We start from the raw sequence: 23,105 nt of genomic DNA on the forward strand, positions 1-23,105 counted from the left end.
TGCTTCAGTGTCGGCACCCCTGCTCCGCTCCCCGCGGCATCCGGTGCCCTGTTGTTCGTCGTCTCGTAATTACGTCGAGTTCAGGCGGGCGGCTCTAGCAGAGCCCGGGGCAACCCGCAAGTCAGACGTGGGATTTTATTCTTTCCTGTCCCCGTTTTTCAGCACGGAAAGCGCCGAAAACGGATTGGGACGGCGCGGACCATCCGGCCCCTCGCCAGACAGATGTGCCCCTTCTTCCCCTTCTGCAGGCGCCACGTCAACTGCATTTTCCAGACCGGCGCCGGGTTTACGCGGATACGGGTCCAGCATCAGGGCCAGCTGCTCGGCCGCCGCCTCACCGATATCGACGGCCTTTCCGTCATGCGGAACCTCGTCCGGTCCATCCAGATCGATGGAATCGATATCGAATTCGTCTTCCGGCATGTCGGCTGCAGGAATGAACTTCAGGAAGAAGGTCTCGGCCAGCACGTCCTCGAAAGGCTCGGACGTAATGACACAGATCTGCGTAACTTTCGCCGAAAGATGCCCTTCCGCCAGAACACTCCGGTTCTCCGAAGGCGTCAGGCGGAACCGGCAGACCAGGGTTTCGATCTCAGGGATTCCGAGCCGGGCGGCGAGAGCCTTGCGCTCGGCGGCCGAGGCCTCGATCGTCTCGTCCAGTCCCGATCCCAGCCGATTGAAGGGGATGCGTCGGGAAAATTCGGGTGAATGGGACATTCAGGCACTCCAGCCCCCGGAATATGGGGGAAATCGTTGACATGCAGGCGCCGTTCGGGCACGCGCTCATTTGAGCGGTTCTCTTGCACAGGATAGTTTCCGGATCCATGAATAACGCATCTTCCCCGACGCCCCAAAGCAGAACACGCCTCCTTCGCCGTTTCGCACAGGCCGGAGTGGCATGTGTCCCGCTGCTGCTCGGCGGATGCTCGTTCTTTTCCCCGATTCCCGAGCCGCGCGGCTCCCTGATCGAAAAGACCGACTACGCGCAGCTCGTTCCCGGAACGAGCACACGCACGGATGTTCTGGATCTGCTGGGCTCGCCGACCGCCCACGCGACCTTCGACGACAACACATGGATCTACGTGTCCATGATCACGTCCCCGACGCCACTGACCTTCCCGAGCGTGAAGAAGCAGCAGGTCGTGGTCCTGAACTTCGATAACGGCGGCGTCCTGCGCAAGATGGACACGCTCAACAAGAAGAACGCGATGTATGTCGGCATGGTCGGCGCCAAGACCCCCACGCCGGGCACCAGTTCGTCCATCCTGCAGGAGCTGCTGGGCAATGTCGGCCGCTACAACCCGATGAGCGGCATGAGCAGCCAGTTCGGTGGCAGCACCGGCCCGATGGGCGGTCAGGGCACCGGCAATGGCGGCGCTGGCAATACGCTGCCCTGAGCCTGACTATTTCGGGAGGCTGAGCACTACGCCCAGACCTCCCAGCGGGCTCTCCACCAGACGGATCGATCCGCCATGGGCATGAATGATGTCCCGCACGATCGTCAGCCCCAGCCCGCTGTTCCCATCCTGACTGGCCGTCGTGCCATTAAGCTCCGAAATTGCCGCCCGGCGACTGGCCGACAGACCCGGACCGTTGTCCTCAACCGTGATTTCAACGTTCCGCTCTCCCTCACGCAGGGAAAAGCGCATGGCACCCCCGTGACGGCGGGCATTTTCCGCAAGATTTGTCAGCACACGCCGCAGGGCATCGGGGCGCACCGTAGCTTCCACGCCCTCACGCCCTTCCACGCCCAGAACCTGCCCCCCGGCCCTCACCGTGGCCGCCGCGACATCATCCAGCATGGCCCTCAGTTCAGTCAGAACGGGCTCTTCCGCACCTTCCCCCCGGGCAAATGACAGATAGCTGCCGATCAGACGCTCCATGTCCTCAATATCTGCAACCATATCCGCGAGATCCGGCTTCAGGGTCTCGGCGCGGATCGGTCCAAAGGTCGGGATCATGGCGACGGTCAGACGCAGGCGGGTCAGAGGCGTCCGCAGATCGTGCGACACCCCGGCGAGAACCGCCGTCCTCTGCGCCACGAAACGATTGACGCGCGCCTGCATGCGGTTGAAGGCAATGGCAGCCTGACGGACTTCCCGCGCGCCCTGCGGACGGATCGGCCCCTGATCCCGCCCCATACCGAACAGTTCGGCCGCATGGCCCAGCCTGCGAATGGCCCGCACCTGATTGCGCATGAACAGGCCTGCGATCAGGAACAGCACGATGGAACTGCTGACAGCCCAGACGACGAACAGCCAGATCGGCCCGATATTCAGACGCTTCACCGGCACCATGACGACCATTACACCCTGAGGAAGCTGAATGGATGCCCGGACGGTCTGCGGAGACTCCGACCAGTCCACATCATAGGGCCGGCCAAGATTCTGCCGGATGGAACGCGCGAAATCGTCATCCATCGGGCCGAGAACATGATTGGTGCCATACCGGGAAAGCATTTCGCCGGGCTGGAATGAAAATCCGAGCTGGGTCCGGGACGACGCATCCTGAAGAACGAGCGTCCGCTCGGCCTCTGAAGAGGTGTGCTCGATCATGGCGATAACGAGCGAGACCTCACCCGTCACACCGTCCGAGAGGCGCCTGGAGACCACATTCAGGTAGGTGCCATAAAACAGGCCCAGCGCAATGGCTTGCGTAACCAGCAGCGGAATGAGAACGATCAGCATGGATCGCCCCATCAGGGAACGCGGCAGGATACGCCTCAGCGGGCGGTCCAGCTTCTGCCAGGCGTCGTCCCGCTCCCCCACAGGCTCAGCGTCCCGGCTTGAGAACATAGCCCTTTCCCCGGACGGTATGAAGGAAACGCGGCTCCTTGGGATCAGCCTCGATCCGGCGACGCAGACGCGTAACCTGCACATCGACGGCCCGCTCGCCGATTTCATCCATTTCAAGAGCACGGGCGATGGCTTCACGGGAGAGTACCGTCCCGGGCTGACGGGTCAGCACCCCAAGAAGAGCGGACTCACCGCCCGTCAGATGGACCGCTCCCTGCGGCCCACTGAGAAGGCCTCGTTTGACGTCAAATTCCAGCTCCCCCAGACGCAGGACATCCGGAACCTCATCCACAGCCGGGAGGGACGGTACCATCCTGCGCAGATGCGCCCGCAGACGGAGCAGAAGCTCCCGCGGCTCGAAAGGCTTGCCCAGATAATCGTCCGCCCCCGCTTCCAGCCCACCAATCCGGTCCGCCGGTTCGCCACGCGCCGTCAGAAGCAGGATCGGCAGCGACAGACCGTCCCTGCGCAGACTGTTCGTCAGGGACAGACCGTCCTCGCCCGGCATCGTCACATCCAGGACAAGAGCATCCGGCTGAATGCGCTGCAGGACTTCCCGTGCCGTCTGCGCATCCAGCGCCGTACTGACACGATAGCCGTTTTCCGACAGGTAACGCTGAAGCAACCGCAGCAGACGCGGGTCGTCATCGACCACCAGGATATGTTCATCGCTCATCGTGCGCGACTTTCCGCCGGAACCTGAAGGGGCGCCAGAACCCGCCGGAACCCCTCGACAGCCGTCATGCCGGCTTCGCGATATGCCCGGGTCATAACTTCGCGGATCATGAGAAAGAGTTCGCGCTCCAGCGCTTCTCCGCTCGCCGTCAGTCGCAGAGGCCGTTTGCGGCGATCATGACGGTCTTCTTCCTGAATAAGCAGTTTGCGCTCCCGCAGATCTCCCAGAGCACGCCCCAGAGACTGCTTGGTAATGCCCAGACTGTTCAGCAGTACACCAGGCGTGATCCCCGGATGGGCGGCGGTCAGGAACAGGATGCGATGATGCGCAGGCCCCAGCCCTTTTTCACGCAAAAGCGCCTCGCAATCGGCATTCAGGGTCCGCCAGGCCAGCATCATGGCTTCGTAGGACTGACGGATACGGTCTTCGCGCAGATAGAGATGCGCCGTGGCAGATGACGGAACGTCCATGAGACGGGAACTCACCGGAGAATTTCTTCCACATATCCGAATCGCTCGAAATCAGTAATGCGCTGCGGATAGAGAATGCCGTTCAGATGATCGTTCTCGTGTTGCAGGACATTGGCGTGAAAACCTGTCGCCTCACCTTCGAGCAGCGCACCATTCTCATCCAGCCCTGAATACCGGACCTTCGCATGGCGCGGCACATCGGCCCGCAGCCCCGGAATCGACAGGCAGCCTTCGCTGCAGATCATCATTTCATCACCGACAGGCGTGATTTCGGGGTTGATGAGAACGCGGGGCAGCAATGCCTCTTCGGGATTCGCCACGCGGTTCGTGGGAACGTGATAGACGAAAATCCGCAGGGGCTGATGAACCTGCGGCGCGGCCAGTCCGGCACCCCGGGCATCGGCCATCGTTTCCAGCATATCTGCGATGAGCGACTGGATTTCCGGGGCTTTCGGGTCGGAAACGGCCTGTGCTACCTGATGCAGGACGGGGTTGCCCATGCGGGCAATCTTGAGCAGGGCCATGAAAACGTCTGTCCTTCAAACGGGAGTGGCATCCGGGTGTCCCAGAGTGCGCGTTGGGAATAATCCATTCAAGCGTTCCTGAATGAATTGCGTTCCCCGCGAAAGATGTGTTAAGGGCACCATCCTTAGTTGGAATGCCATATCACGGGTGGCGCTGAAGAGCGGGCCCATAAGGAGTTGACGGCACCGTGCAGGTTCTCGTTCGTGACAACAATGTTGACCAGGCGCTTAAGGCGCTCAAGAAGAAGATGCAGCGCGAAGGCGTGTTTCGTGAGATGAAGCTGCGTCGCCACTTCGAAAAGCCCTCCGAGAAGCGCGCCCGCGAAGCAGCCGAAGCTGTTCGTCGCGCCCGCAAGATGGAGCGTAAGCGTCTGGAGCGTGAAGGCTTCTGAGCCTTCCCGTCCTCCGAACGGAAAAAGAGCCGCGTCCTTCGGGATAGCGGCTTTTTTTTGTGCCTGAAATCCGGCCCTCTCCCCTGCCCGTTCCTTTGAACGGACAGGGGCGTGACGTGACTTATTGCGCGTCCATCAGCTTGTGGCTGAGATAGATCGCTTCCAGAGCCCGCTCATGCGCGATCTCAGCAGCATTGACCGTACCCGCATGGCCACCTTCCACATCTTCATAATACAGGAAAGGCAGCTTCAGGCTTTCCAGCCGGGCCGCAAACCGGCGCGCATGGATCGGACCAACCCGGTCATCCCGCGTTGACGTGAAGATGAACGGCTCAGGATAGGACACACCGGCCTTCAGGTTCTGCAGGGGCGACATCTTTTCCCAGAAGGCGCGCGGCCCCGGCTCGGAAATGCTGCCATATTCCGCAGCCCAGGACGCACCAGCCGCCATCTGCTCGTAATTCATCATGTCCAGCAGCGGAACACCAATGATCGCCGCATTCCACAGGTCGGGATGCTGGGTAAACTCCACACCCGCCAGTAGGCCACCATTGGACCGCCCCCGCAGCCCCAGATGCTTCGGGGACGTGATATGCCGGGCGATCAGATCGCGGGCCACAGCCGCAAAGTCATCATAGGCTTTCTGCCGCCCTTCGCGCCGTGCAACATCATGCCAGGCCGGGCCGAATTCTCCGCCACCACGGATATTGGCCATGACGTAAACGCCACCACGGTCAAACCACGTGATCCCCAGATCGGGATGATAGACGGGCAGATACGAAAGCCCAAACCCGCCATAAGCCGTCATCAGGGTCGGGCGGGCGCCATCCTTCTGCCAGTCTCGGGCATGAACGATGAAATAGGGAATGCCCGTGCCATCCGTGCTGGTCGCCGACATCTGCTCCACGACCAGACCGGACGTATCGAACAGGTCCGGCTGACGATACAGCGGCTGCGCGGTCTGTGACGTCGTATTCAGGCTCCACAGCTGCGGCGGCTGAATGAATCCTTCAAGTTGAAGATAGGCCTGCGGAAGCTTCGGATCTGACGAGACGATTTCCGCCGCCATGTTTTTGGGGAGCGCAATGGAACGCGCGGTCCATGCCCCGCTCGCCTCATGGCGGAAAAGCTTCAGGACAGGCTGGACGTTGTCATACACCACAACCACCAGACCATCCCTGGTCACCGCCACAGCGTCACCCATACCATCCCCGATGGTCTGACGGGACGTCGGCGACAGGATCAGCCGGGGTTCAGACGGCTTTGCCGGATCCAGGGCAACAATGCTGTCCGCACGGAATGTCCGTCCGGGCAGGACCCAGTCCTGAAGCAGATGCAGGACAAGCTGACCATCCAGATAGGAGAGGCTGTCGTATTTCTCTGGAAGGGGCAGCCGACTCAGCTGATGCGTGACAGGATTGAAAAGGCTGACTTCCGTGTGAAAGAAATCCCGGTGACGGCTGACAAGGAAAAGCTTCCGCCCCTTCTCATCACGCAGCCTCTCCGGCGAAACATCCATGTCCGTGGTCTGCCCACGATAGACTTCGACAGCCTGAGCCAGTGTCTGACCCCGCCGCAGCAGCCGGACCGAATAGGGATAACCTGACTTGGTCAGCCCCGCATCGCCCGTACCCCAGTCCCGCGAAACCAGAAGCGTATCGGCATCCACCCAGGTGACAGTCTGTTTTCCGGACGGCAGAGCGAAACCGTCTTTTACGAAACTGTCCGTCTGCGTGTCGTATTCCCGGACCACATGCGCATCTTCCCCCGCCTGGGACAGGGACATGAGACAGAAGCGATCCTGCGGTGCAAGACACTCAAGACCCTCCATAACCCAGTTGGCATGTTCGGTGCGGGCCAGAGCATCGAGGTCGAAGCGCGTTTTCCATTCCGGATGACCGGAATTGAAGGATGCGACCGAAGCGCTACGCCAGATCCCACGGACATGAACATCGTCCTGCCAGAAGTTCCAGATTTCCCCGCCCTGCTGCGTGGGAACGGCAAGACGGACCGGAGACTGCTGGGCCGTCAGGATTTTCTGATACAGGGGTTTATAGCGGGGATCAGATGTGAGGACCGCCTCTGTATGGGCATTCTGTGCCCTCACCCAGTCCAGCGCCTTCGCCCCGTCCGTCTGGCTCAGTTCGGCAGGAGACGGGAGAGAGGGCGAACCTGCATAGGCTGCCAGAGGCAGGATGGAGAGAGACAGGCACAGTGCTCTCGCAAGAACAGGAAACATGGAAAGCCTTTACGATACCGACAATATCGACATCGTAAAGACATCCGGCCGATCAGGCCACAGCCGCTGCGCTAACCGCTTCCTCGACTTCCTGAAAGCTCGGCATCAGGTCTGAAGGGATGCTTTTGCGCCCGATCTCAACGCTGACCTGCGGCGCATTACCCTGAAGATGCGCAACGATGACGGAGCGAACGAGGTCGAGGTAGGACGACTCTTCCTCAACCACGCCTCCCAGCCGGCTCGCGATCGGAGCCACAATTCCATAGGCCAGAAGAATACCCAGGAATGTGCCCACCAGCGCGCCGGCAATCATTTCGCCGAGCACGATCGGCGGCTTGCTGATGGACGCCATGGTCTTGATGACGCCCAGAACGGCCGCCACAATTCCCAGAGCAGGCAACGCATCGGAGACGGACTGAAGCGCATGGGGGAGATGCATTTCCTCGCGCATGTTCTTCTTGAGCTCGTTCCCCATCACTTCATCCATCTGGTACGGATCAGTGGCATTCATGCCCGCCATGCGCAGATAGTCACAAATGAACGAACAGACATGGGGGTTGTCGCGGATCTTCGGAAAGGCACCGAAAACCGTACTGCCCTGCGGGTCCTCGATATGGGATTCCAGCGCCATGAACCCCTTGGAAGATGCCAGCTTCGCGATGTGGAACAGCAGGCTCAGAAGATCGACGTAATCTGCCCGGCCGTACTGGGAGCCTTTCATGGCCTTCTTGATTCCGGCGGGAAGATGTTTGACGGCGCCGAGGGAGTTGGCCATCAGAAAGGTTCCAACCGCCGCTCCCAGAATGGTCAGAAGCTCGAACGGCATTGACGAAACGAGCGGACCGATAGCACCGCCGGACGCTACGAACGATCCGAAAACACAGCCCAGAACAACGACCAGACCGATAATGATGAACATCCGAAAATTTCCTGACTGACTTGAATTTATTGAGAAATATCGGGCGACAGCACCAGGACGATGCGACGGTTCCGGGGATTGAGAGGCTGGGTGGGGTCAAAAAGATTGCGGTCGGCATATCCGCTGACGGATTTCAGCCGCCGGTCCGGAAAGCCGCTCTGGACAACGAGATCCCGCACAGCGACCGCACGCGCGCTCGACAGGCTCCAGTTGCTCAGCTGTCCGGGGCGATAGGGAGCGGCATCGGTGTATCCGGCAATGGAGAGCTTGCCGTGGAGCTTCTCAAGATACGGCACAATGGCCTTGATCAGCTGGACGGCATGAGGATTGGGCGAGGACTGCCCCATGGCAAACATCGGCTGGTGATCGGAATCCGCGATCTGGACATGCAGCCCGTCATCACCGACCGTGACCGAGACCTGGGAACGGACATCCGCCAGTTCGGGCGTATTGCTGATGAGCGCCTGGATCTTCTGGGCCGCCTCAGCCCTGGCCTCCTGCTCGGCCTTCTGGGCCGAAGGCGTAACGGGGGGCTCGCCGGGCTGGATCTGGCTGTCATGCAGAACGACGATCTGCGCCGTATGCACGCCCGGCGCGGTCTGGTCCTTCCCCTGCTGGGAGCCTGCTGCTCCCTGGGGCGCCTTGCCGTACTGGTCTTTTCCGGGCTTCAGGGCAACCGGCTTCGTCTCCAGAGACACTGGCTCCGGTGCCGCGGGCAGGACATTGTCCACCGGCGGCGGCATATCCTTCCAGACCGCCATCGGATTGAAGAAGTTGGCGATACCCTTGCGCTGCTCTTCCGTCGTGGCATTGATGAGCCACATGACAAGGAAGAACGCCATCATGGCCGTTACGAAATCGGCATAGGCAATTTTCCACGCCCCGCCATGATGACCGCCTTCGACCACATCAAAACGCTTGATGATGATCTTTCGAGCTTCTTTGCCGTTCTGGTTGGACATCCCACCTCCTGAATGTGTCCAGTATGGCGGGCAAGGTCTTAAGGAGAGGTTTAAGAACGCTCGGGAAGCTGCACACCGGTCGTGAAACCTGGCGGGCTTACGGTGTAGCAGCGGATGGGTTGAGCGCGGACTTCCCGGCACAGTGTTGCGGATTTTTCGGGAACCGCGCCGTGCCGCTGCTCCTCGACCATGACGGCTTTTGCGCTTTCCGCTGCGGGAAGACGGAAAAGGTGCCAGCGTGGATCCGTCCCGATTACGGGCAGGATGTCCTGCGTGAATGCCAGTCTTGAGGCGAGAGCGTAATCCTCGGCGGCGAGCGCGGTTGCGCCTTCGGCTTTGGCCTTCAGGGCGAGCTGTCGGGAAAATGTTTCCCAGCCGCCGGTCAGGCGCAGCACCGGATCCCGATGCGGCACAAGATGCAGCGGTGAAAAAACAGCCTGAATGCAGACAATGAGGGTCAGGGCCAGCCCGCTGATGACGGGCCAGCGGATGCGCCAGCCTGTTTCAAGAGCAGCCAGGGCAAAGACCGGATAGATGACGGCCGGCCAGTTTGGCTGGACCCGGTCCCCGAAGGCATGCGTGACGAACACGGCCATTGGAACAAGAGCCAGCCAGGCCAGAAGGCGGTTACGTTTGAGACAGCCCCAGAGCCCGACCACGAACAGAACGAAAATGAGCGGCGTGGCGAGACCGATCTGCCCTCCGATCAGCTCGCCCATGAACTGGACGGCACGGGCCGGATGCCAGTCTCCTGCCCTGCCTCCCTGTCTGAGGAAGCTGGCCCAGTGGTGATGCGCATTCCACAGGATAACGGGCGACATCGCCACGAACAGGGCCGGAATGGCCAGCCAGGGACCAGGCTGACGGCTCAGGCGTCCCGTCGTGAGGACAGCGCCTCCCAGTCCGGCCCCGATCAGAACGGCAGTGTATTTTGAATCGAAAGCCAGCCCCAGAAGAACAGCCGAACCGATCCACCACGGAAGAGCGGCGCGCGGTTTGAGCTCCGGATCGACAGCGCGGCTGAGCGTGTAGAGAAACAGCGTGATGAAGAACAGCAGCGGGGTGTCTGGCGTCATGGTGGCGGCGCCCAGACCCAGCATGAGCGTAGCATTGAGCAGCAGCGCTGCCTTAAGGCCGGAGGCCGGCCATGGGCAGGACGGCAGCAGACGACGGGCAGCGTGATAAAGCGCCCAGCTGCCGGGCAGAACGGAGAGCGGCCCCAGCAGACGGACACCCAACGGTGTCTCCCCGGCGATCCATGTCCCGACACGGATCCAGAGGGCAACCATGAAGGGGTGATCCAGATAGCCCGGCTGAAGATTGCGGGACCAGACCCAGTAATAGGCCTCGTCGGGCGTCAGCGGGACATTGGCGGCCAGACACAGCCGGATGATGGTCAGGAGGGCAAGAAGCGCCCAGAACAGCCGGATTTGGCGAGGCGTATCACTCAAGATGTCAGCGCCAGACGAGCGTGGAAGAGACCGCGTAGTTCCAGACAACGCCGACGACGGCTCCGGCAGCGGAGGAACGGTCCCAGTGGCCATGGCCGGCGCTGTCCAGCATCATGCGGGCAATACCGATATTGGCGATCGCACCCAGCGAGCAGACGGCAATGAAAATGACCAGTCCGCGCCAGAGCTTCACCCCTTTCAGACGACGGTCATGATAGGTGAAGCGGTTGTTGAGCATGAAGTTCGTCAGGATGGCGACGGCGGTTCCGGCCAGCTGGGCCCAGGAAAAACCCAGACCGCAGGCGCCTGCCAGATTCAGGACGGCTACATTGACGGCCACGCCAATCAGCCCGACCAGCGCAAAAGCCATGAAGCGCGTCGGCAGCCAGCCGCGGGTCAGCTTGTCGAGCAGCATGGTCGCGAACTGGATCAGGACAACGATATCGAGCTTGCTCTCGCCGGCCAGTCGCGGACGGAAGACGAAGGGCACCTCGACGATGCGCACGGTCCGGGGTGCGGACATCACCAGATCGAGCAGGATCTTGAAACCGGTGCCCGACAGTCGGGGCAGCAGGGTGTCAAAGAGATCCCGGCGCATGGCGAAAAAGCCGCTCATCGGATCACTGAGCGGGTGCGGCATGATGGCCTGTGCGGCCCGGATGCCCGCATCCGAGAGCATGTGCCGCCAGTGTCCTGCCAGTCCGGCGCTGTCTCCGCCTTCGACATGTCGACTCGCCACGACGATATCCGCGCCCGACTGCAGTTCGGCCAGCATGGTGCGCAGGACGGATTCATCATGCTGCAGATCACCGTCCATGACCGCGACCCAGGGGGCACTTGATGAGAGAATTCCCTCGATCACGGCAGATGACAGGCCACGACGCCCCACCCGGCACAGCACCCGGACCCGCGGGTCCAGACGGGCAATGCGGGAGACTTCGGCTGCCGTGCCGTCCGGAGAGCTGTCATCGACGAAGATGACTTCCCATTTCCGGCCTTCGAGCGCGCTGTCCAGTGCGGCGACCATGGGCGCCACATTGGCGACCTCGTTGTAACACGGGACGATGACGCTCAGTTCGGCCGGAAGAGGCAGCAGCCGCGAGGCGGTCATGGGGTCAGCCGTCAGATCGGCACGCCGGCGAGATCACGGCTTGTATGGATGGTCTGGAGGGTCTGGACGCGGACGACATGCGGGCTGTCGGTCAGCAGGCGCGTCAGGGCGTTCTGGTGGGCGGCGTCGCGGGCGACAAGGCGCACGAGGAAATCGCCGCCGCCACGGATCATGTGGCATTCCCGCGTTTCGGGCCAGGCGCCGACCTGCGCCTCAAAGGCTTCCAGCACGCTGCCTTTCTGGCTCTCGAGGCCGATCAGGGCATAGAAATTCAGGGACCAGCCCAGCAGGGCCGCGTCCACTTCCGCGTGGTAGCCCTTGATGATCCCCAGTTCTTCGAGCCGCCGGACACGTCGCAGGCAGGGCGGCGCGGAAATGCCGGTCCGACGGGCGAGTTCCACGTTGGTCATGCGTCCATCGGCCTGGAGTTCGGCAATGATCTGCCGGTCGATGGCGTCCAGTTCAATCGGTGCGGGGTGTGGCGGTACGTTCATTTCACTCTGACGTATATGGCAGGTGACATGATCCGCAAAGATGGCAGATGCGTCGGAAGTCTTTATATGGGGGACCAGATACCCATTGAGGACCCATCATGCCTGAAATCCATCATACGGATCTGCTGGTCGTTGGCGCCGGCCCTGCTGGTTACACCGCTGCGATCTACGCGGCCCGCGCGAGCCTCAAGCCGATTCTCGTCACCGGGATGCAGCCCGGCGGCCAGCTCACCATCACGACGGATGTTGAAAACTATCCCGGCTTTGCGACTCCTGTGCAGGGTCCCTGGCTGATGGAGCAGATGCGCGCGCAGGCCGAGCACGTCGGGACGCAGCTGGTTTATGACCTGATCGTACAGGCCGATCTGAAGAACGGTCCTGGGCCGGACGGATATTTCCGGCTGGTCGGAGACTCGGGAGACGAGTTCCGGGCCCGCACGGTTGTGATCGCCACGGGGGCCCAGGCCAAATGGCTCGGTCTCGAATCGGAAAAGCGTCTTCAGCGCGGCGGTGTTTCGGCCTGCGCGACCTGTGACGGCTTCTTCTATCGCGGCAAGACGGTCGCCGTGATCGGCGGCGGCAATACGGCGGTCGAGGAAGCGCTGTACCTGACGCATCATGCGGACAAGGTGCATCTGATCCATCGCCGCGACAGCCTGCGGGCCGAGCGCATCCTGCAGGAGCGCCTGTTCTCCAATCCGAAGGTTGAAGTTCACTGGAACCAGGCTGTGGAGGAAATCCTGGGCACGGGTGAGCCGGAAGTCGTCTGCGGCGTGGCCCTGAAGGACACGCAGACGGGCGCTCTCTCCAGGCTGGACGTGGACGGTGTGTTCGTGGCCATCGGTCACACGCCCAATGCCGGTCCGTTCCGGCATGAAGTGGCCTGTGACAGCGACGGGTATATCCTGACGGAAAGCGACGGCACGGGAACGTCCGTCAAAGGCGTGTTCGCTGCCGGTGACATCCAGGACCGGATTTTCCGGCAGGCCGTGACGGCAGCCGGAACGGGCTGCATGGCGGCGCTGGAGGCGGAACGATATCTTTCTGGCATACCTGCCATGACAAAAACTTGACCCTCGCCTGCGGTTCAGACAGTTTCGTCCATTCAACGACATATCTTGACGGATAACGCCGGGACGTATGGGCAAGAAGGACGAAGACCGTCGCATCGGCGAACGGGGAGAAAACCAGATGGACTGGGACAAGCTGCGGATTTTTCACGCCGTGGCGGAAGCCGGGTCCTTCACCCATGCCGGTGACCGGCTGGGGCTGAGTCAGTCGGCAGTATCGCGCCAGATTTCCGCGCTTGAAGATGTTCTGCGCGTGCCGCTGTTCCATCGGCATGCGCGTGGACTGATCCTGACGGAACAGGGTGATGTCCTGAACCGTACGGTGCGGGAAGTCTTCTCGAAACTGGCCCTCACCCAGGCTTTCCTGAGCGAAAGCAAGGAACGGGCGGCCGGCAAGATCAAGATCACCACGACGACCGGCTTTGGTCTGTCCTGGCTTTCTCCGCGTCTGAACCGGTTTCTGGAACTGCATCCCGATATCGAAGTCACGCTTCTGCTCGAGGATGCGGATCTGGATCTGGGAATGCGGGAGGCCGATGTTGCGATCAGGCTCCATCCGCCGACACAGCCGGATCTGGTCCAGCGTCATCTCGCGAACTTTCCCATGCCGATCTATGCCAGCGCCGAGTATCTTGAGCGCAACGGCACGCCGCATTCGCTGGAAGACCTCGCCAATCACCAGATCATAAGCTTTGCGGGCTGGCATCTGCCGCTTCCCAACGTGAACTGGCTGCTGGATCTGCTGCGGCAGGAAGGCGTTGCCCGTCAGGGAAGCCGGCGACTGGCGATCAATAATATTTCCGCGGTTGCAAATGCCATTGCGGCCGGAACCGGGATCGGCTCCCTGCCCCTTTATGCCGCAACGGGCTATCCGGAGCTTGTCAGGATCCTGCCGAACCAGCAGGTCCCGCTGGTGGAAGCCTATTTCGTCTATCCGGAAGAACTGCGGACATCCAAGCGGATCGCGGTGTTCCGGGATTTCCTGCTTTCAGAAATCAGCAACCTCAAGGGACACGACTAGGGCGAATACGGGAGACGGTCCCGTCTCCCTATCCCCGGCGTCCGTGCGCCCCGGGACAGGCATGAAGCCGGTTGCTGGAGCGGAAGACCGCTTCCCCGATCGGGGCAAACCCGCTTCCACGTCCGAGATGCTTGGCGCTGTTGGGCATCTGTTCCAACACAATGACGCCGGATGCCATCCGGTAACAGATTCTCGCCTGCGCCGAGCGCGATCTGGCCGTGTGATGCAGCGATGCCCTGGCTGGAGATTTCAATACTCCGTGAGCCAGAGCGACTGACGGAGCCAGAAGAGATCCTCCCGCCAGGCACAGGCTGACAGCCCAGGCAGACACAACCAGAAAATGCGGGACAGGTTTCATGGCCCTACAATACTGCAGAAGCGGTCCTTCAAACCAGCCCCGGGCTTGACGCATGGCGTTCCTTGAACACGCCTGATGCAGCACGGACACAGCCCGTTCAGTCACCGTTTTTGCGGGTAGGCAGGCGCTGGTTGACGCGTTCCCTGAGTTCCTTGCCCACCTTGAAGAAGGGGACGCTTTTTTCCTCCACCGGCACGACATCGCCGGTCCGGGGATTGCGCCCCGTCCTGGCCGCCCGTTCGCGGGGCAGAAAGGCTCCGAAGCCCCGCAGTTCGACCCGGTCTCCCCGCGCAAGCGCCGCCCCGATCTCGTCAAAGACCGCGTGGACGATACGTTCGATATCGCGGGTAAGAAGATGTGGGTATGCGGCCGCCAGTTCGGCGATAAGTTCGGATCGGGTCATGACAGCTGTTCCACCTGACTCCGCCTTCTGAAACGGGTCATCAGAGTTGCAAAATCGCAACGGCTCCGTCAAGGCCTTCGCGATCGATCACACTTGAGAAAGTTCCACCCAGCAGGCCCTTCAGAAGCGCCTTTTTGCCAGGCCATTGATACCAGTACCGTGAATGCTCGGGGATCAGCGGGACCACGGGATAAGAGGCATTGCCGATCTTCAGCTGTTCCCGGAGCCAGAGCCGGGCTGCATCTTCATCGCCAAGCTCGTCCACCAGTCCCAGGGCAATCGCCTGACGGCCCGTATAGGCCCGGCCGTCCGCCAGGGAGCGGACTTTTTCCTCGGTCAGATGGCGCCCTTCGGCGACCATCGAAACAAACTGGCCGAACAGGTCATTCACAAGGCCCTGAAGCATCTGGCGGCCTTCGGGCGTCAGGGCACTGGTGGGATCGGTCTGGTCCTTCATGGCGCCGGATGTGATGGCATCCATGCCAATGCCCAGACGCCCCAGCCCTGCCGAGACATCGGGACGCTGGAAAAGAACGCCGATCGAACCGGTCAGCGTAGAGGGCAAAGCCACGATATGCTGGGCCGGCACGGACAGCATGTAAGCGGCAGAGGCGCCCATATCGCCCATGGAAACGGAAACGGGTTTGACGGCGGCAAAGCGTTTGACGGCTTCGTGCAGGCGCTCCCCTCCCGTCACACCACCGCCGGGGCTGTCCACCACGAGCAGAAGTCCGGTCACATCCGACGCATCGCGGGCCTGCTTCAGGGCACGCACGGTCTGGGAGACGTCATTTTTGATAATGCCGCTGATGGCCAGCCGGACGATATGCGGCCGGTGAATGGAATTCGCACTGACGGCACCGCCATGACCGGCCATCGAAATGACCACGGTGCCGAAAAATGCAACAAGAGCCCCGACCCGCCAGACCAGCAGTTGCCGGTGTTTGACCTGCCCCGCCAGAAAGGCATTCAGTTCAGCGTTAATGAAACCGCTCCCGTCCCTGTCGTCTCAAGAGAGCCGGCTGGCGATACGTCTCCCCTTTGGAAGAGTCCCACCAGCCTGCCCTGACGATACTCAGTCTTCCTTCTTGGTACGACGTCCGCGGGCACTCTCTTTCTTGCCTTCGCCGGTTGCGGCACTGATCTTGCGTCCAAGACCGATCTCGCGCGCCAGGGCAGAACGGCGCTGGGCATAGTTGGGGGCGACCAGCGGGTAGTCCGAGGGGAGACCCCACCGCTCACGATACTGTTCCGGCGTCATATCATAAGCGCTCTGAAGGTGGCGCTTGAGCATTTTCAGTTTCTTGCCGTCTTCGAGACAGATGATGTAGTCCGGAAAAACAGAGCGTTTGATGGGGACTGCCGGCTGCGGGCGCTCGGACTGGGGCTCTTCCTCGGGAACTCCGGCCTTGGCAAGGGCGTCGTATACCTGGCGGATCAGGGCGGGCAGTGCTTCTGCTTCAAGTGTTCCACGGGATGCCTGGGCAGCAACGATCTTGGCAGTAAGTTCCAGGAGACCTGTACTGGAAGTGTTTTCGGACATGATATTTCACCCCTCTGCTCTAATGTTTTTTTCAGTTCCATAACGCCTGTAAAGGGTCAGGTAAATGCGGCATTTAAATATTTGGCGCACGCCTTTGCCGACTCAGGAATATCATCATATCAAAATAACCCGCAAACAAAAAAGCAAGCACCTTTTCCGGAGTATTCAGTCTTGCAGCTTACAACTGGGATGATGACATGAACCGCGAAACTGTTGTGCTCTCAACGACAAGTGATTTTTCCGGCTGGCACGCCTGGTCACGAAAACTGCTTCACGAGAGAGTACCAGCCGAGTCTGTACGATGGGTCATAAAGACTCCGGCAGACCTTTACGCCCCTTCTGCCACGCGCGTTCTTCCCAGCGCCCCTTCGACAACCAGCGTTCCCCGGTCTCTCGCGTCTCTATTCCCTGCTGTTTTCGTATCCGAGGCACCCGAGCGGTTCCAGTTACTTTATATTACGCTTCAGACCCTGCGTGATGACCACTCTGTCCCGGATGAACTTGTAGAACAGCTCACGAGACTCGCAATCGAGAGTCGGGAGCGTATTCTTGACCTGCGTTGCCAGATGCCGGACGCCCGCAATCCTGACTGGCAGGTAGTCCGCACCTCCCATGCTTCCGCCCTTATCGACAGTCAGGCAGCCGCGCTTGCAGACCTGCGCCCCGCGCCCTGGGTCGTGATGGCTCCGGAGCGGACACTCTTCTGGAATGGTCAGGAGTACCGTTTCGGCCCGGGACTGGAAGACGATAGTGCTGACCCTGCCGAAATCGTCGCGGCCGCACGCAGTATTGCAACAGCCGGTGCCGGCAATGAGTGGTGGGATGGAATTGCTCCGGTGCGCCTGCATCCTGACGCCGCCGATGTTGCCTCCTCTCCTTCCCTGGCCAGCCTTCGCGGAAAAGCGATCGACTGCCGGATGTGCGACATCTGCGGGCCCGCAACACGGACCGTTTCGGGAGAAGGCAATCCGGAGGCCAGAATCATTTTTGTCGGCGAACAGCCGGGAGATCAGGAGGATCTTCAGGGACGGCCATTCGTGGGGCCGGCGGGGCAACTGTTCGACCGCGCCCTGAAAGAAGCAGGGGGAAACCGGGCGCAGGCGTGGATCACCAATACCGTCAAACATTTCAAGTTTGTGCCAAGGGGAAACCGTCGTATTCACCAGAAACCGGACGCGACAGAAATAACCGCCTGTTCTCCGTGGCTGGCAACAGAGCGCAAGGTTCTGGCTCCCAAAGTGACCGTGATGCTGGGCGTTACAGGTGCGAGCGCTGTTCTGGGGCGTCAGGTGACAGTGTCGCGTGAACGTTCAAGACCTATTCCGCTCGCAGATGGAAGTATCGGACTGGTAACCGTACACCCGTCTTATCTGCTGCGCCTCCCCGATGAGGAGTCGAAGACACGCGAATATACAAAATTTGTAACCGATCTCAGAATGGCAATTTCCGCTCTCGCCGGATAATGCTGTTAGGGCTAAGAAACTCACGCAATGAGTGGCAGCACCATATCCTCGGGACAACCGACTCCGGATAATACGACCACACGGCCTGCACCTCTGCGGCCGCGCGCGCGTCCCTTTCTCTCGTGGCTGTATGCACCCAGCCCCTCCTCCGTCACATTTGCCCTGCGCAACACCATTGCGGCCTGTCTGGCGGTCGGGATTGCGTTCTGGATGGAGCTGGACGATCCGGCATGGGCTGCCATGACCGTCTGGGCTGTCGCGCAGACCAGCCGTGGGGAAAGCCAGTCAAAAGCGAAATGGCGTATCGTCGGCACCATCAGTGGCGCCATCGCTGCCATTACCATCATGGCAGCCGCCCCGCAGGCTCCATGGATGTTCTTTCCCATGATTGCCCTGTGGATCGGCCTGTGCAGCGGATTTGCGACATTCGTCAGTAACTTCCGCTCCTATGCCCTTGTTCTTGCAGGATATACCTGTTCGATCATCTGCATGGGCGCTGCGTCCAATCCTGACAATGTCTTCATGGTCGCTATGTCGCGCGGCACATACATCGTGCTTGGCGTGCTGTGCGAAGCCTTCATGGGGCTCATTTTCGCGACAAGCCAGGAAAGACATGCCAGGGCGCAGCTTCGGCAGAAGCTTGAATCCGCCCTGGTCCTCGTCACCACCACATTGTGCAGCCTTCTGGGCGAGGAGCGCGGCGCACTGAATGCCGCACGGCGGCAGTTCGGCACGATTCTGACGATCAATGACCAGATCGAGTTCGCTGAAGTCGAGATGGGACCGCACGGCCATGAAGGCGATCACGCCCGTGCGGCGCTCGCAGCAGTTTCGGCCCTTCTGTCCCGCGGCTTCGGCATGGCCATGCGCCTTCAGGTGCTCAACCACAATCATCCGGCGTTCACGAAAACCGCTGACGAGATCCTCGCCTTCCTCAAGCAGTTCCCGCAGCGCCTGCCGGACCAGAACGCCGTCCCTGCCCTGCTTGCGGATCTTCAGCACTTTCGCGACATCTGCCGCCTTTATGCCGCGCCACACCGCGAAAGCGACGTCCGCTCGGACCTTGAACCCATTCCCGGCCTCGAACCCTTTGACCAGACCGATGAAGGTCAGGAAATGCAGGAAGACAGGCTGGATGAACGCATCCTGTTCGTCTCCCTGGGCGAGCTTCTGGGAGATCTGGAGCAGGCCATCAAGGAATACGAGGCCAGTACGCATCGCATCAAAGGCGATCATTTCCATTTCCAGCTTGAAACCCATCGTGACACCCGTGAAGCAGTCCATAACGGTCTGCGCGGTGCCTGCGCTGTTCTGATCACGGCCTATATCTATGAAGTAACCGCCTGACCGAACGGACTTGGCTTTATCGCCATTACGACGCTGGTCTGCGGCCTGTTTGCGACCAAGGAAAACCCGGTCCTTGGCACAACCGAATTCCTCAAGGGAGCCGTCGCAGCCTGTATCGTGGCGTGGATCCTGGTTTTCGTACTCATGCCGAAAGTCACGACCTTCGAGACGCTGGCGCTCTTTCTGGGGCCGGCAATGTTTCTGGGCGGCCTGGCGAAGGGCAATCCTGCGACGGCCGGTGGCTCAGCGGCTTACGGGCTCCTGCTTCCAGCCATGCTGGGGCTTGAGAACCATCACGTCATGAATGAAATCGCCTTTTACAATGGGAATATGGCGACTGTTCTGGCGGTGGCTGTCAGTGTCATCGTGTTCCGCAGCGTCCTGCCGTTCAGCAGCGATGCCGAGCGCTTCCGTCTGCGACGGATCATGCTCGGAGAACTGCAGCATCTGGCCCATCCTGGCTTCACGCCACGCATCAGCGTCTGGATCGGCCGCAATACAGATCGCTTTGCCCGGCTGATCCGTCATGCCGGTCCCACCCCGGCTCCGCTGATCGAAGCCTGTATTCTGGGCACGCTGGCAACATTGACGCTGGGCCTGAACGTCATCAGGCTCCGCGCCCTGCTGGACCGTGAATACCTGCCCGAAAGCGCGCGACGTCCGATCCTGCTGGTTCTGCATTATGTGGAACAATCCACGAAGCGGCATGACAAGGCGGCCCGTATTGCGGAAGCGGCTGTCAGGCGACTGCGCGTTCTCGATGCCCAGGAGACGGATCTGGTGACGCGCCTCGAACTGACACGTGCCATCACCTATCTCGTCGTCATTGCCTACACGATGCGGACGAACGAGGACTTCCTCGATGCCAGCAAGCCTTTCCGGGGCGAGAGAAACAGTCGCCTGCTCAATTCCGGTCAGGGCTGATAGTTTTTAGTGATTGAAAGTCGGATGGCGGAGAGGGTGTCCGCCGACCTGGGGCGTCACGGAAAAGCAGATCAGCGCAATAACCGTTGTTTTTCATGGCTTTACAGAAATACATGCCATCCTGAAGAAGCAGATAGACGCATTGAAACCCATCCCGTAAGGTGGGACGGAAGATGGGACTGAAAAGCCATGAGCAAGCTGCCGCCGAGCCAGCTGACTGTCCGCAAGGTCGCCTCCCTCAAAGACGGGGTTCACGGCGATGGCGGAAATTTATGGATCACCGTCCGGGGCGACACCCGGGCCTGGACCTTCCGCTACAAAAGCCCAAAGACCGGCAAAAGACGGGAGATGGGACTCGGTCCCGCCCGGGATATTTCTCTGGCCGATGCCCGGCTCCGGGCGACCGAGAACCGGCGCCTGCTTCTGGAGGGGATCGACCCCCTGGAAGAGAAAGCCCGGCAGAAGGGAGAAACCGTTCAGGAGCGCACCTTCGCGCAGGTTGCCGAGCAGTACATCACCGAGCAGGCTCCCGGCTGGAAAGACCCGCGTTCGGCGCCCATGTGGCGCAGTTCTCTGGAGCGGCATGTCTCTCCCATCCTCGGCCAGAAACCGATTGGCAGCGTCCAGACAGAGGACGTGCTCGCTGTCCTGCGACCAATCTGGGAGAGCACGACCGAAACTGCAACACGCCTGCGTGGACGGATGGAGCGTATTCTGGACTATGCGCAGAGCCATCACTGGCGTGAGGGTGAGAACCCGGCCCGCTGGCGGGGGCACCTGGCGAACATCCTCCCCAAACCCACGGCCGTCACCAAGGTGGTGCACCATGCTGCCTTGCCCTATCGCGACCTCCCGCCGGTCTACAGCCGGCTCGGCGCCGAGCATGGTGTAGGAGCTCTGGCCGCACGGTTCGTCTGCCTGACCGCCACCCGGTCTGGCGAGGTCCGCAAGGCCCTGTGGTCGGAGATCGATCTGAAGAAAAAGATCTGGACCATCCCGGCCGAGCGGATGAAGGCCGGGCGGGAGCATCGTGTGCCCCTGACGAACGGAGCGATGGCCCTGCTATATAAAGTCCAGACTCTGAGATCCAGTTCCGGTGAGGACAGTTTCGTGTTTCCCGGTGGCCGGGTCGGATCACCGCTAAGCGATGTCGCCGTCTCGAAGGCCCTCCATCAGGCCGCAGGCACGAAGGATGTGACGATCCATGGTTTGCGTTCCAGCTTCCGGGACTGGGCGGCCGAGGAAACCGACTTTCCACGCGAGGTCGCCGAAATGGCTTTGGCCCATGCCATCGGTGACAAGGTCGAGGCGGCCTATCGCCGGGGGGATCTCTTCAACAGGCGTGCTGAGATGATGCATGCCTGGGAACGCTTCTGTGCCGGGCAATCCAGTGAGGCGGTCGCAAAGCCTTCGCGTCCCAATCCTGACAGCGCCCCGCTCTTCACCTGGAAAGACTCTGACATCGGGGATTCAGACGCCTGACCGGGTCTCAAACTTCAGAAAACCTTTCCGGATAAGGAATGGTTTCAGCGCCTTCAGAATCCCGTCTCCGCGTCTGTGGCAAAATGCATGAACTCTGCCGATCGCACTGAAGGCCCCTCAAACGCCCGATGATGCGTCACACATGCGTCATTCATGCGTCATGCTGGTTCAAACACTCTCCGTGACGCGTCATTCAAGCGTCACACGCCGAGAGCGGATCAGAGCGATACCCGATCAGGAACTGCAGACCATGGCAATGCGCCATGAAATTGTACTGCCAGATTGTCCGAAATGGCACGATACCGGGTTTTTGGAGCAAAGCTCCGAAAACCCTTTCAAAACAGTCCCTTAAAACCGTTTCATTTTCGTGCCCTGCTAGGGGCGTCCGCATCACGCTGTGACGCGTCATCCGGACCTGCACGCGCCCCCGTTCCGGGGTCGCGCCGCCCCTGGGGGCGGCGGTGCAGAACTCAACCTCTCTCCCTCTCTCACGACGGAAAATGATCAGAGGGGTTCTGTCGTTTTTTTTGGCTTCGCAAGGGAGACCGGGCTGGTCCTCCCCCCAGAGGGCTCACGCGGAGCGTGAGCTGGAATGGTCGCCGTGCGACCAGAGCTAGGGTTTTCTCTCTGGGGCTCTCTTCTCTTTGGAGCCTTTCGCAATGACCAGATCATTCACCGAACTCGACACGCTTTTTGATGCCCACGCCGTGCTTGCGGGCGTCGTTCTTCCCACACTGCGCGATGTGATCGCACAGCCCGGAGCCTTCACCAGCGACACGCGGCTTGAGGGCACGCTGATCGTTTTGGCGCAGACAGTCCGCTCACTGAACCGGGCTCTGACGGAGAACGCAGGAGACCGGACATGACGTACTTCCTGTGCACGGACCTGGCTGTCCGCCTGATGGGTCTTGTCTCCTCCCGCGATCGCCCGGACGCTCCGCTCGGGCCGACCGGGACAGCGATCTGTCTGTACGATCTTGTTCTGTCCCGCGCAGAACCCGTGCCCGTGGCTGAACGGTTGGGCCTGTGGTTCCCCTGTCGGGAGGCCGATCAGGATCCGGCACACAGACAGGCTCTGCGGGACCAGATCCTGCAGCAGCCCATGCCGTCCCCAGCCGGTGCAGCGGAGCACACTGAAGATGGCGCTTTTCTCTCTCCTGGCCTGCTTCCAGATATCGTTCTGCTTATCGGGGAACGAGAGATGACCTGGCTCGGGCCCTGGTCGTCAGAGAAGCCACAGGTCATGACCCTGGACGATCTGATGCATCAGCTTGCGCCAGAGCTGGTGGAAACCGGGAACACGACCGAAGCCCTTCTGGCCCGGTTTGCAGCGGAAGACCGGTCAGGCGTTCACCCGGCTTCCGATCTCGTCCGCATTCATGCCGCGGCCCGACTGATCGAAACCCTTTGGACCGGACAGGTGCCTGGGAGCGGCCTCAAGTATCGCCCGTAACACCTGAC

Annotated in this window: 22 protein-coding genes and 1 pseudogene; 9 read left to right on the forward strand and 14 right to left on the reverse strand. The window is 60.9% G+C overall.

Annotated elements, in window-relative coordinates; genetic code table 11:
* Positions 1-135: 135 nt before the first annotated feature.
* Positions 136-717: a DUF177 domain-containing protein gene (locus tag GLS_RS00595; protein WP_041110520.1), complete on the reverse strand. Its 582-nt coding sequence runs from the start codon at positions 715-717 to the stop codon at positions 136-138.
* A 107-nt stretch (positions 718-824) separates the two neighbouring features.
* Here GLS_RS00595 and GLS_RS00600 point away from each other — a divergent pair, with 107 nt between their 5' ends.
* On the forward strand, positions 825-1,397 hold the full coding sequence (locus GLS_RS00600; RefSeq protein ID WP_041110521.1) for an outer membrane protein assembly factor BamE: 573 nt from the start codon (positions 825-827) through the stop codon (positions 1,395-1,397).
* 6 nt (positions 1,398-1,403) lie between these two features.
* Here GLS_RS00600 and GLS_RS00605 read toward each other — a convergent pair whose 3' ends face one another.
* The 4 genes from GLS_RS00605 to def are packed head-to-tail and all read right to left on the reverse strand — an operon-like array spanning position 1,404 to position 4,465.
* Positions 1,404-2,795 carry an ATP-binding protein gene (locus GLS_RS00605; protein WP_052327402.1) on the reverse strand — a complete coding sequence of 464 codons (1,392 nt, stop codon included), beginning with the start codon at positions 2,793-2,795 and terminating at the stop codon, positions 1,404-1,406.
* Positions 2,773-3,471 carry a response regulator gene (locus GLS_RS00610; protein ID WP_011251719.1) on the reverse strand — a complete coding sequence of 233 codons (699 nt, stop codon included), beginning with the start codon at positions 3,469-3,471 and terminating at the stop codon, positions 2,773-2,775. Before GLS_RS00610 ends, GLS_RS00605 begins: the two co-directional genes overlap by 23 nt.
* Positions 3,468-3,941, reverse strand: a complete 474-nt coding sequence (locus GLS_RS00615; RefSeq protein ID WP_011251720.1) for a MarR family winged helix-turn-helix transcriptional regulator — start codon at positions 3,939-3,941, stop codon at positions 3,468-3,470. Before GLS_RS00615 ends, GLS_RS00610 begins: the two co-directional genes overlap by 4 nt.
* Positions 3,942-3,952: 11 nt before the next feature.
* A complete protein-coding gene (gene def / locus GLS_RS00620) occupies positions 3,953-4,465 on the reverse strand; it encodes a peptide deformylase (RefSeq protein WP_041110523.1) in 513 nt (170 codons plus the stop codon).
* Positions 4,466-4,653: 188 nt separating this feature from the next.
* Here def and rpsU point away from each other — a divergent pair, with 188 nt between their 5' ends.
* Entirely contained in the window at positions 4,654-4,857 is a 204-nt protein-coding gene (rpsU, locus tag GLS_RS00625; RefSeq protein WP_011251722.1) for a 30S ribosomal protein S21, read from the forward strand.
* Between the two features lie 121 nt (positions 4,858-4,978).
* Here rpsU and GLS_RS00630 read toward each other — a convergent pair whose 3' ends face one another.
* Genes GLS_RS00630 through GLS_RS00655 form a run of 6 tightly spaced genes read right to left on the reverse strand, consistent with a single transcriptional unit; the run spans position 4,979 to position 12,033 of the window.
* Positions 4,979-7,096 (reverse strand): prolyl oligopeptidase family serine peptidase, encoded by a 2,118-nt coding sequence (locus GLS_RS00630; RefSeq protein WP_041110524.1) that lies wholly within the window; start codon positions 7,094-7,096, stop codon positions 4,979-4,981.
* A gap of 52 nt (positions 7,097-7,148) precedes the next feature.
* Positions 7,149-8,015 carry a flagellar motor stator protein MotA gene (motA, locus tag GLS_RS00635; protein ID WP_011251724.1) on the reverse strand — a complete coding sequence of 289 codons (867 nt, stop codon included), beginning with the start codon at positions 8,013-8,015 and terminating at the stop codon, positions 7,149-7,151.
* A 26-nt stretch (positions 8,016-8,041) separates the two neighbouring features.
* Positions 8,042-8,977 carry a flagellar motor protein MotB gene (locus tag GLS_RS00640; protein ID WP_041110525.1) on the reverse strand — a complete coding sequence of 312 codons (936 nt, stop codon included), beginning with the start codon at positions 8,975-8,977 and terminating at the stop codon, positions 8,042-8,044.
* Positions 8,978-9,027: 50 nt separating this feature from the next.
* Positions 9,028-10,428, reverse strand: a complete 1,401-nt coding sequence (locus GLS_RS00645; protein WP_226986598.1) for an ArnT family glycosyltransferase — start codon at positions 10,426-10,428, stop codon at positions 9,028-9,030.
* Positions 10,429-10,432: 4 nt separating this feature from the next.
* Complete coding sequence (locus GLS_RS00650; protein WP_041110526.1) at positions 10,433-11,539, reverse strand: glycosyltransferase; 1,107 nt, start codon at positions 11,537-11,539, stop codon at positions 10,433-10,435.
* Positions 11,540-11,550: 11 nt separating this feature from the next.
* Entirely contained in the window at positions 11,551-12,033 is a 483-nt protein-coding gene (locus GLS_RS00655; protein ID WP_011251728.1) for an Lrp/AsnC family transcriptional regulator, read from the reverse strand.
* A 98-nt stretch (positions 12,034-12,131) separates the two neighbouring features.
* Here GLS_RS00655 and trxB point away from each other — a divergent pair, with 98 nt between their 5' ends.
* Both trxB and GLS_RS00665 read left to right on the forward strand, forming a co-directional pair.
* Positions 12,132-13,106 carry a thioredoxin-disulfide reductase gene (gene trxB / locus GLS_RS00660; RefSeq protein ID WP_041110528.1) on the forward strand — a complete coding sequence of 325 codons (975 nt, stop codon included), beginning with the start codon at positions 12,132-12,134 and terminating at the stop codon, positions 13,104-13,106.
* A 118-nt stretch (positions 13,107-13,224) separates the two neighbouring features.
* Positions 13,225-14,124, forward strand: a complete 900-nt coding sequence (locus GLS_RS00665; RefSeq protein WP_024717280.1) for a LysR family transcriptional regulator — start codon at positions 13,225-13,227, stop codon at positions 14,122-14,124.
* Positions 14,125-14,579: 455 nt separating this feature from the next.
* Here the strand turns inward: GLS_RS00665 and GLS_RS00675 are convergent, their stop codons facing one another.
* The 3 genes from GLS_RS00675 to GLS_RS00685 all read right to left on the reverse strand — a co-directional run bounded on the left by GLS_RS00675 (position 14,580) and on the right by GLS_RS00685 (position 16,428).
* Positions 14,580-14,885, reverse strand: coding sequence for an integration host factor subunit beta (locus GLS_RS00675; RefSeq protein WP_041110534.1), 306 nt, complete (start codon positions 14,883-14,885; stop codon positions 14,580-14,582).
* A 40-nt stretch (positions 14,886-14,925) separates the two neighbouring features.
* The gene (gene sppA / locus GLS_RS00680) at positions 14,926-15,762 is read right to left on the reverse strand and encodes a signal peptide peptidase SppA (protein WP_193363831.1); all 837 of its coding nucleotides are present in this window, start codon (positions 15,760-15,762) and stop codon (positions 14,926-14,928) included.
* A gap of 198 nt (positions 15,763-15,960) precedes the next feature.
* Complete coding sequence (locus tag GLS_RS00685) at positions 15,961-16,428, reverse strand: MucR family transcriptional regulator (RefSeq protein WP_041110537.1); 468 nt, start codon at positions 16,426-16,428, stop codon at positions 15,961-15,963.
* A gap of 566 nt (positions 16,429-16,994) precedes the next feature.
* On the opposite strand from GLS_RS00685, the gene GLS_RS00690 reads away from it, so the two are divergent.
* From GLS_RS00690 to GLS_RS00710, 5 genes and pseudogenes are all read left to right on the forward strand, one after another.
* Positions 16,995-17,891 (forward strand): UdgX family uracil-DNA binding protein, encoded by an 897-nt coding sequence (locus GLS_RS00690; protein WP_226986599.1) that lies wholly within the window; start codon positions 16,995-16,997, stop codon positions 17,889-17,891.
* A 27-nt stretch (positions 17,892-17,918) separates the two neighbouring features.
* Positions 17,919-20,162 (forward strand): annotated as a pseudogene (locus GLS_RS00695) (FUSC family protein).
* Between the two features lie 189 nt (positions 20,163-20,351).
* Positions 20,352-21,644: a tyrosine-type recombinase/integrase gene (locus GLS_RS00700; RefSeq protein ID WP_041110541.1), complete on the forward strand. Its 1,293-nt coding sequence runs from the start codon at positions 20,352-20,354 to the stop codon at positions 21,642-21,644.
* 659 nt (positions 21,645-22,303) lie between these two features.
* A complete protein-coding gene (locus GLS_RS00705) occupies positions 22,304-22,510 on the forward strand; it encodes a hypothetical protein (RefSeq protein ID WP_016738202.1) in 207 nt (68 codons plus the stop codon).
* Positions 22,507-23,097: a hypothetical protein gene (locus tag GLS_RS00710; protein WP_041110547.1), complete on the forward strand. Its 591-nt coding sequence runs from the start codon at positions 22,507-22,509 to the stop codon at positions 23,095-23,097. The genes GLS_RS00705 and GLS_RS00710 overlap by 4 nt, the downstream gene beginning before the upstream one ends.
* Positions 23,098-23,105: the final 8 nt, after the last annotated feature.

The sequence above is a fragment of the Gluconobacter oxydans DSM 3504 genome, assembly GCF_000583855.1.
Lineage (GTDB): Bacteria > Pseudomonadota > Alphaproteobacteria > Acetobacterales > Acetobacteraceae > Gluconobacter > Gluconobacter oxydans.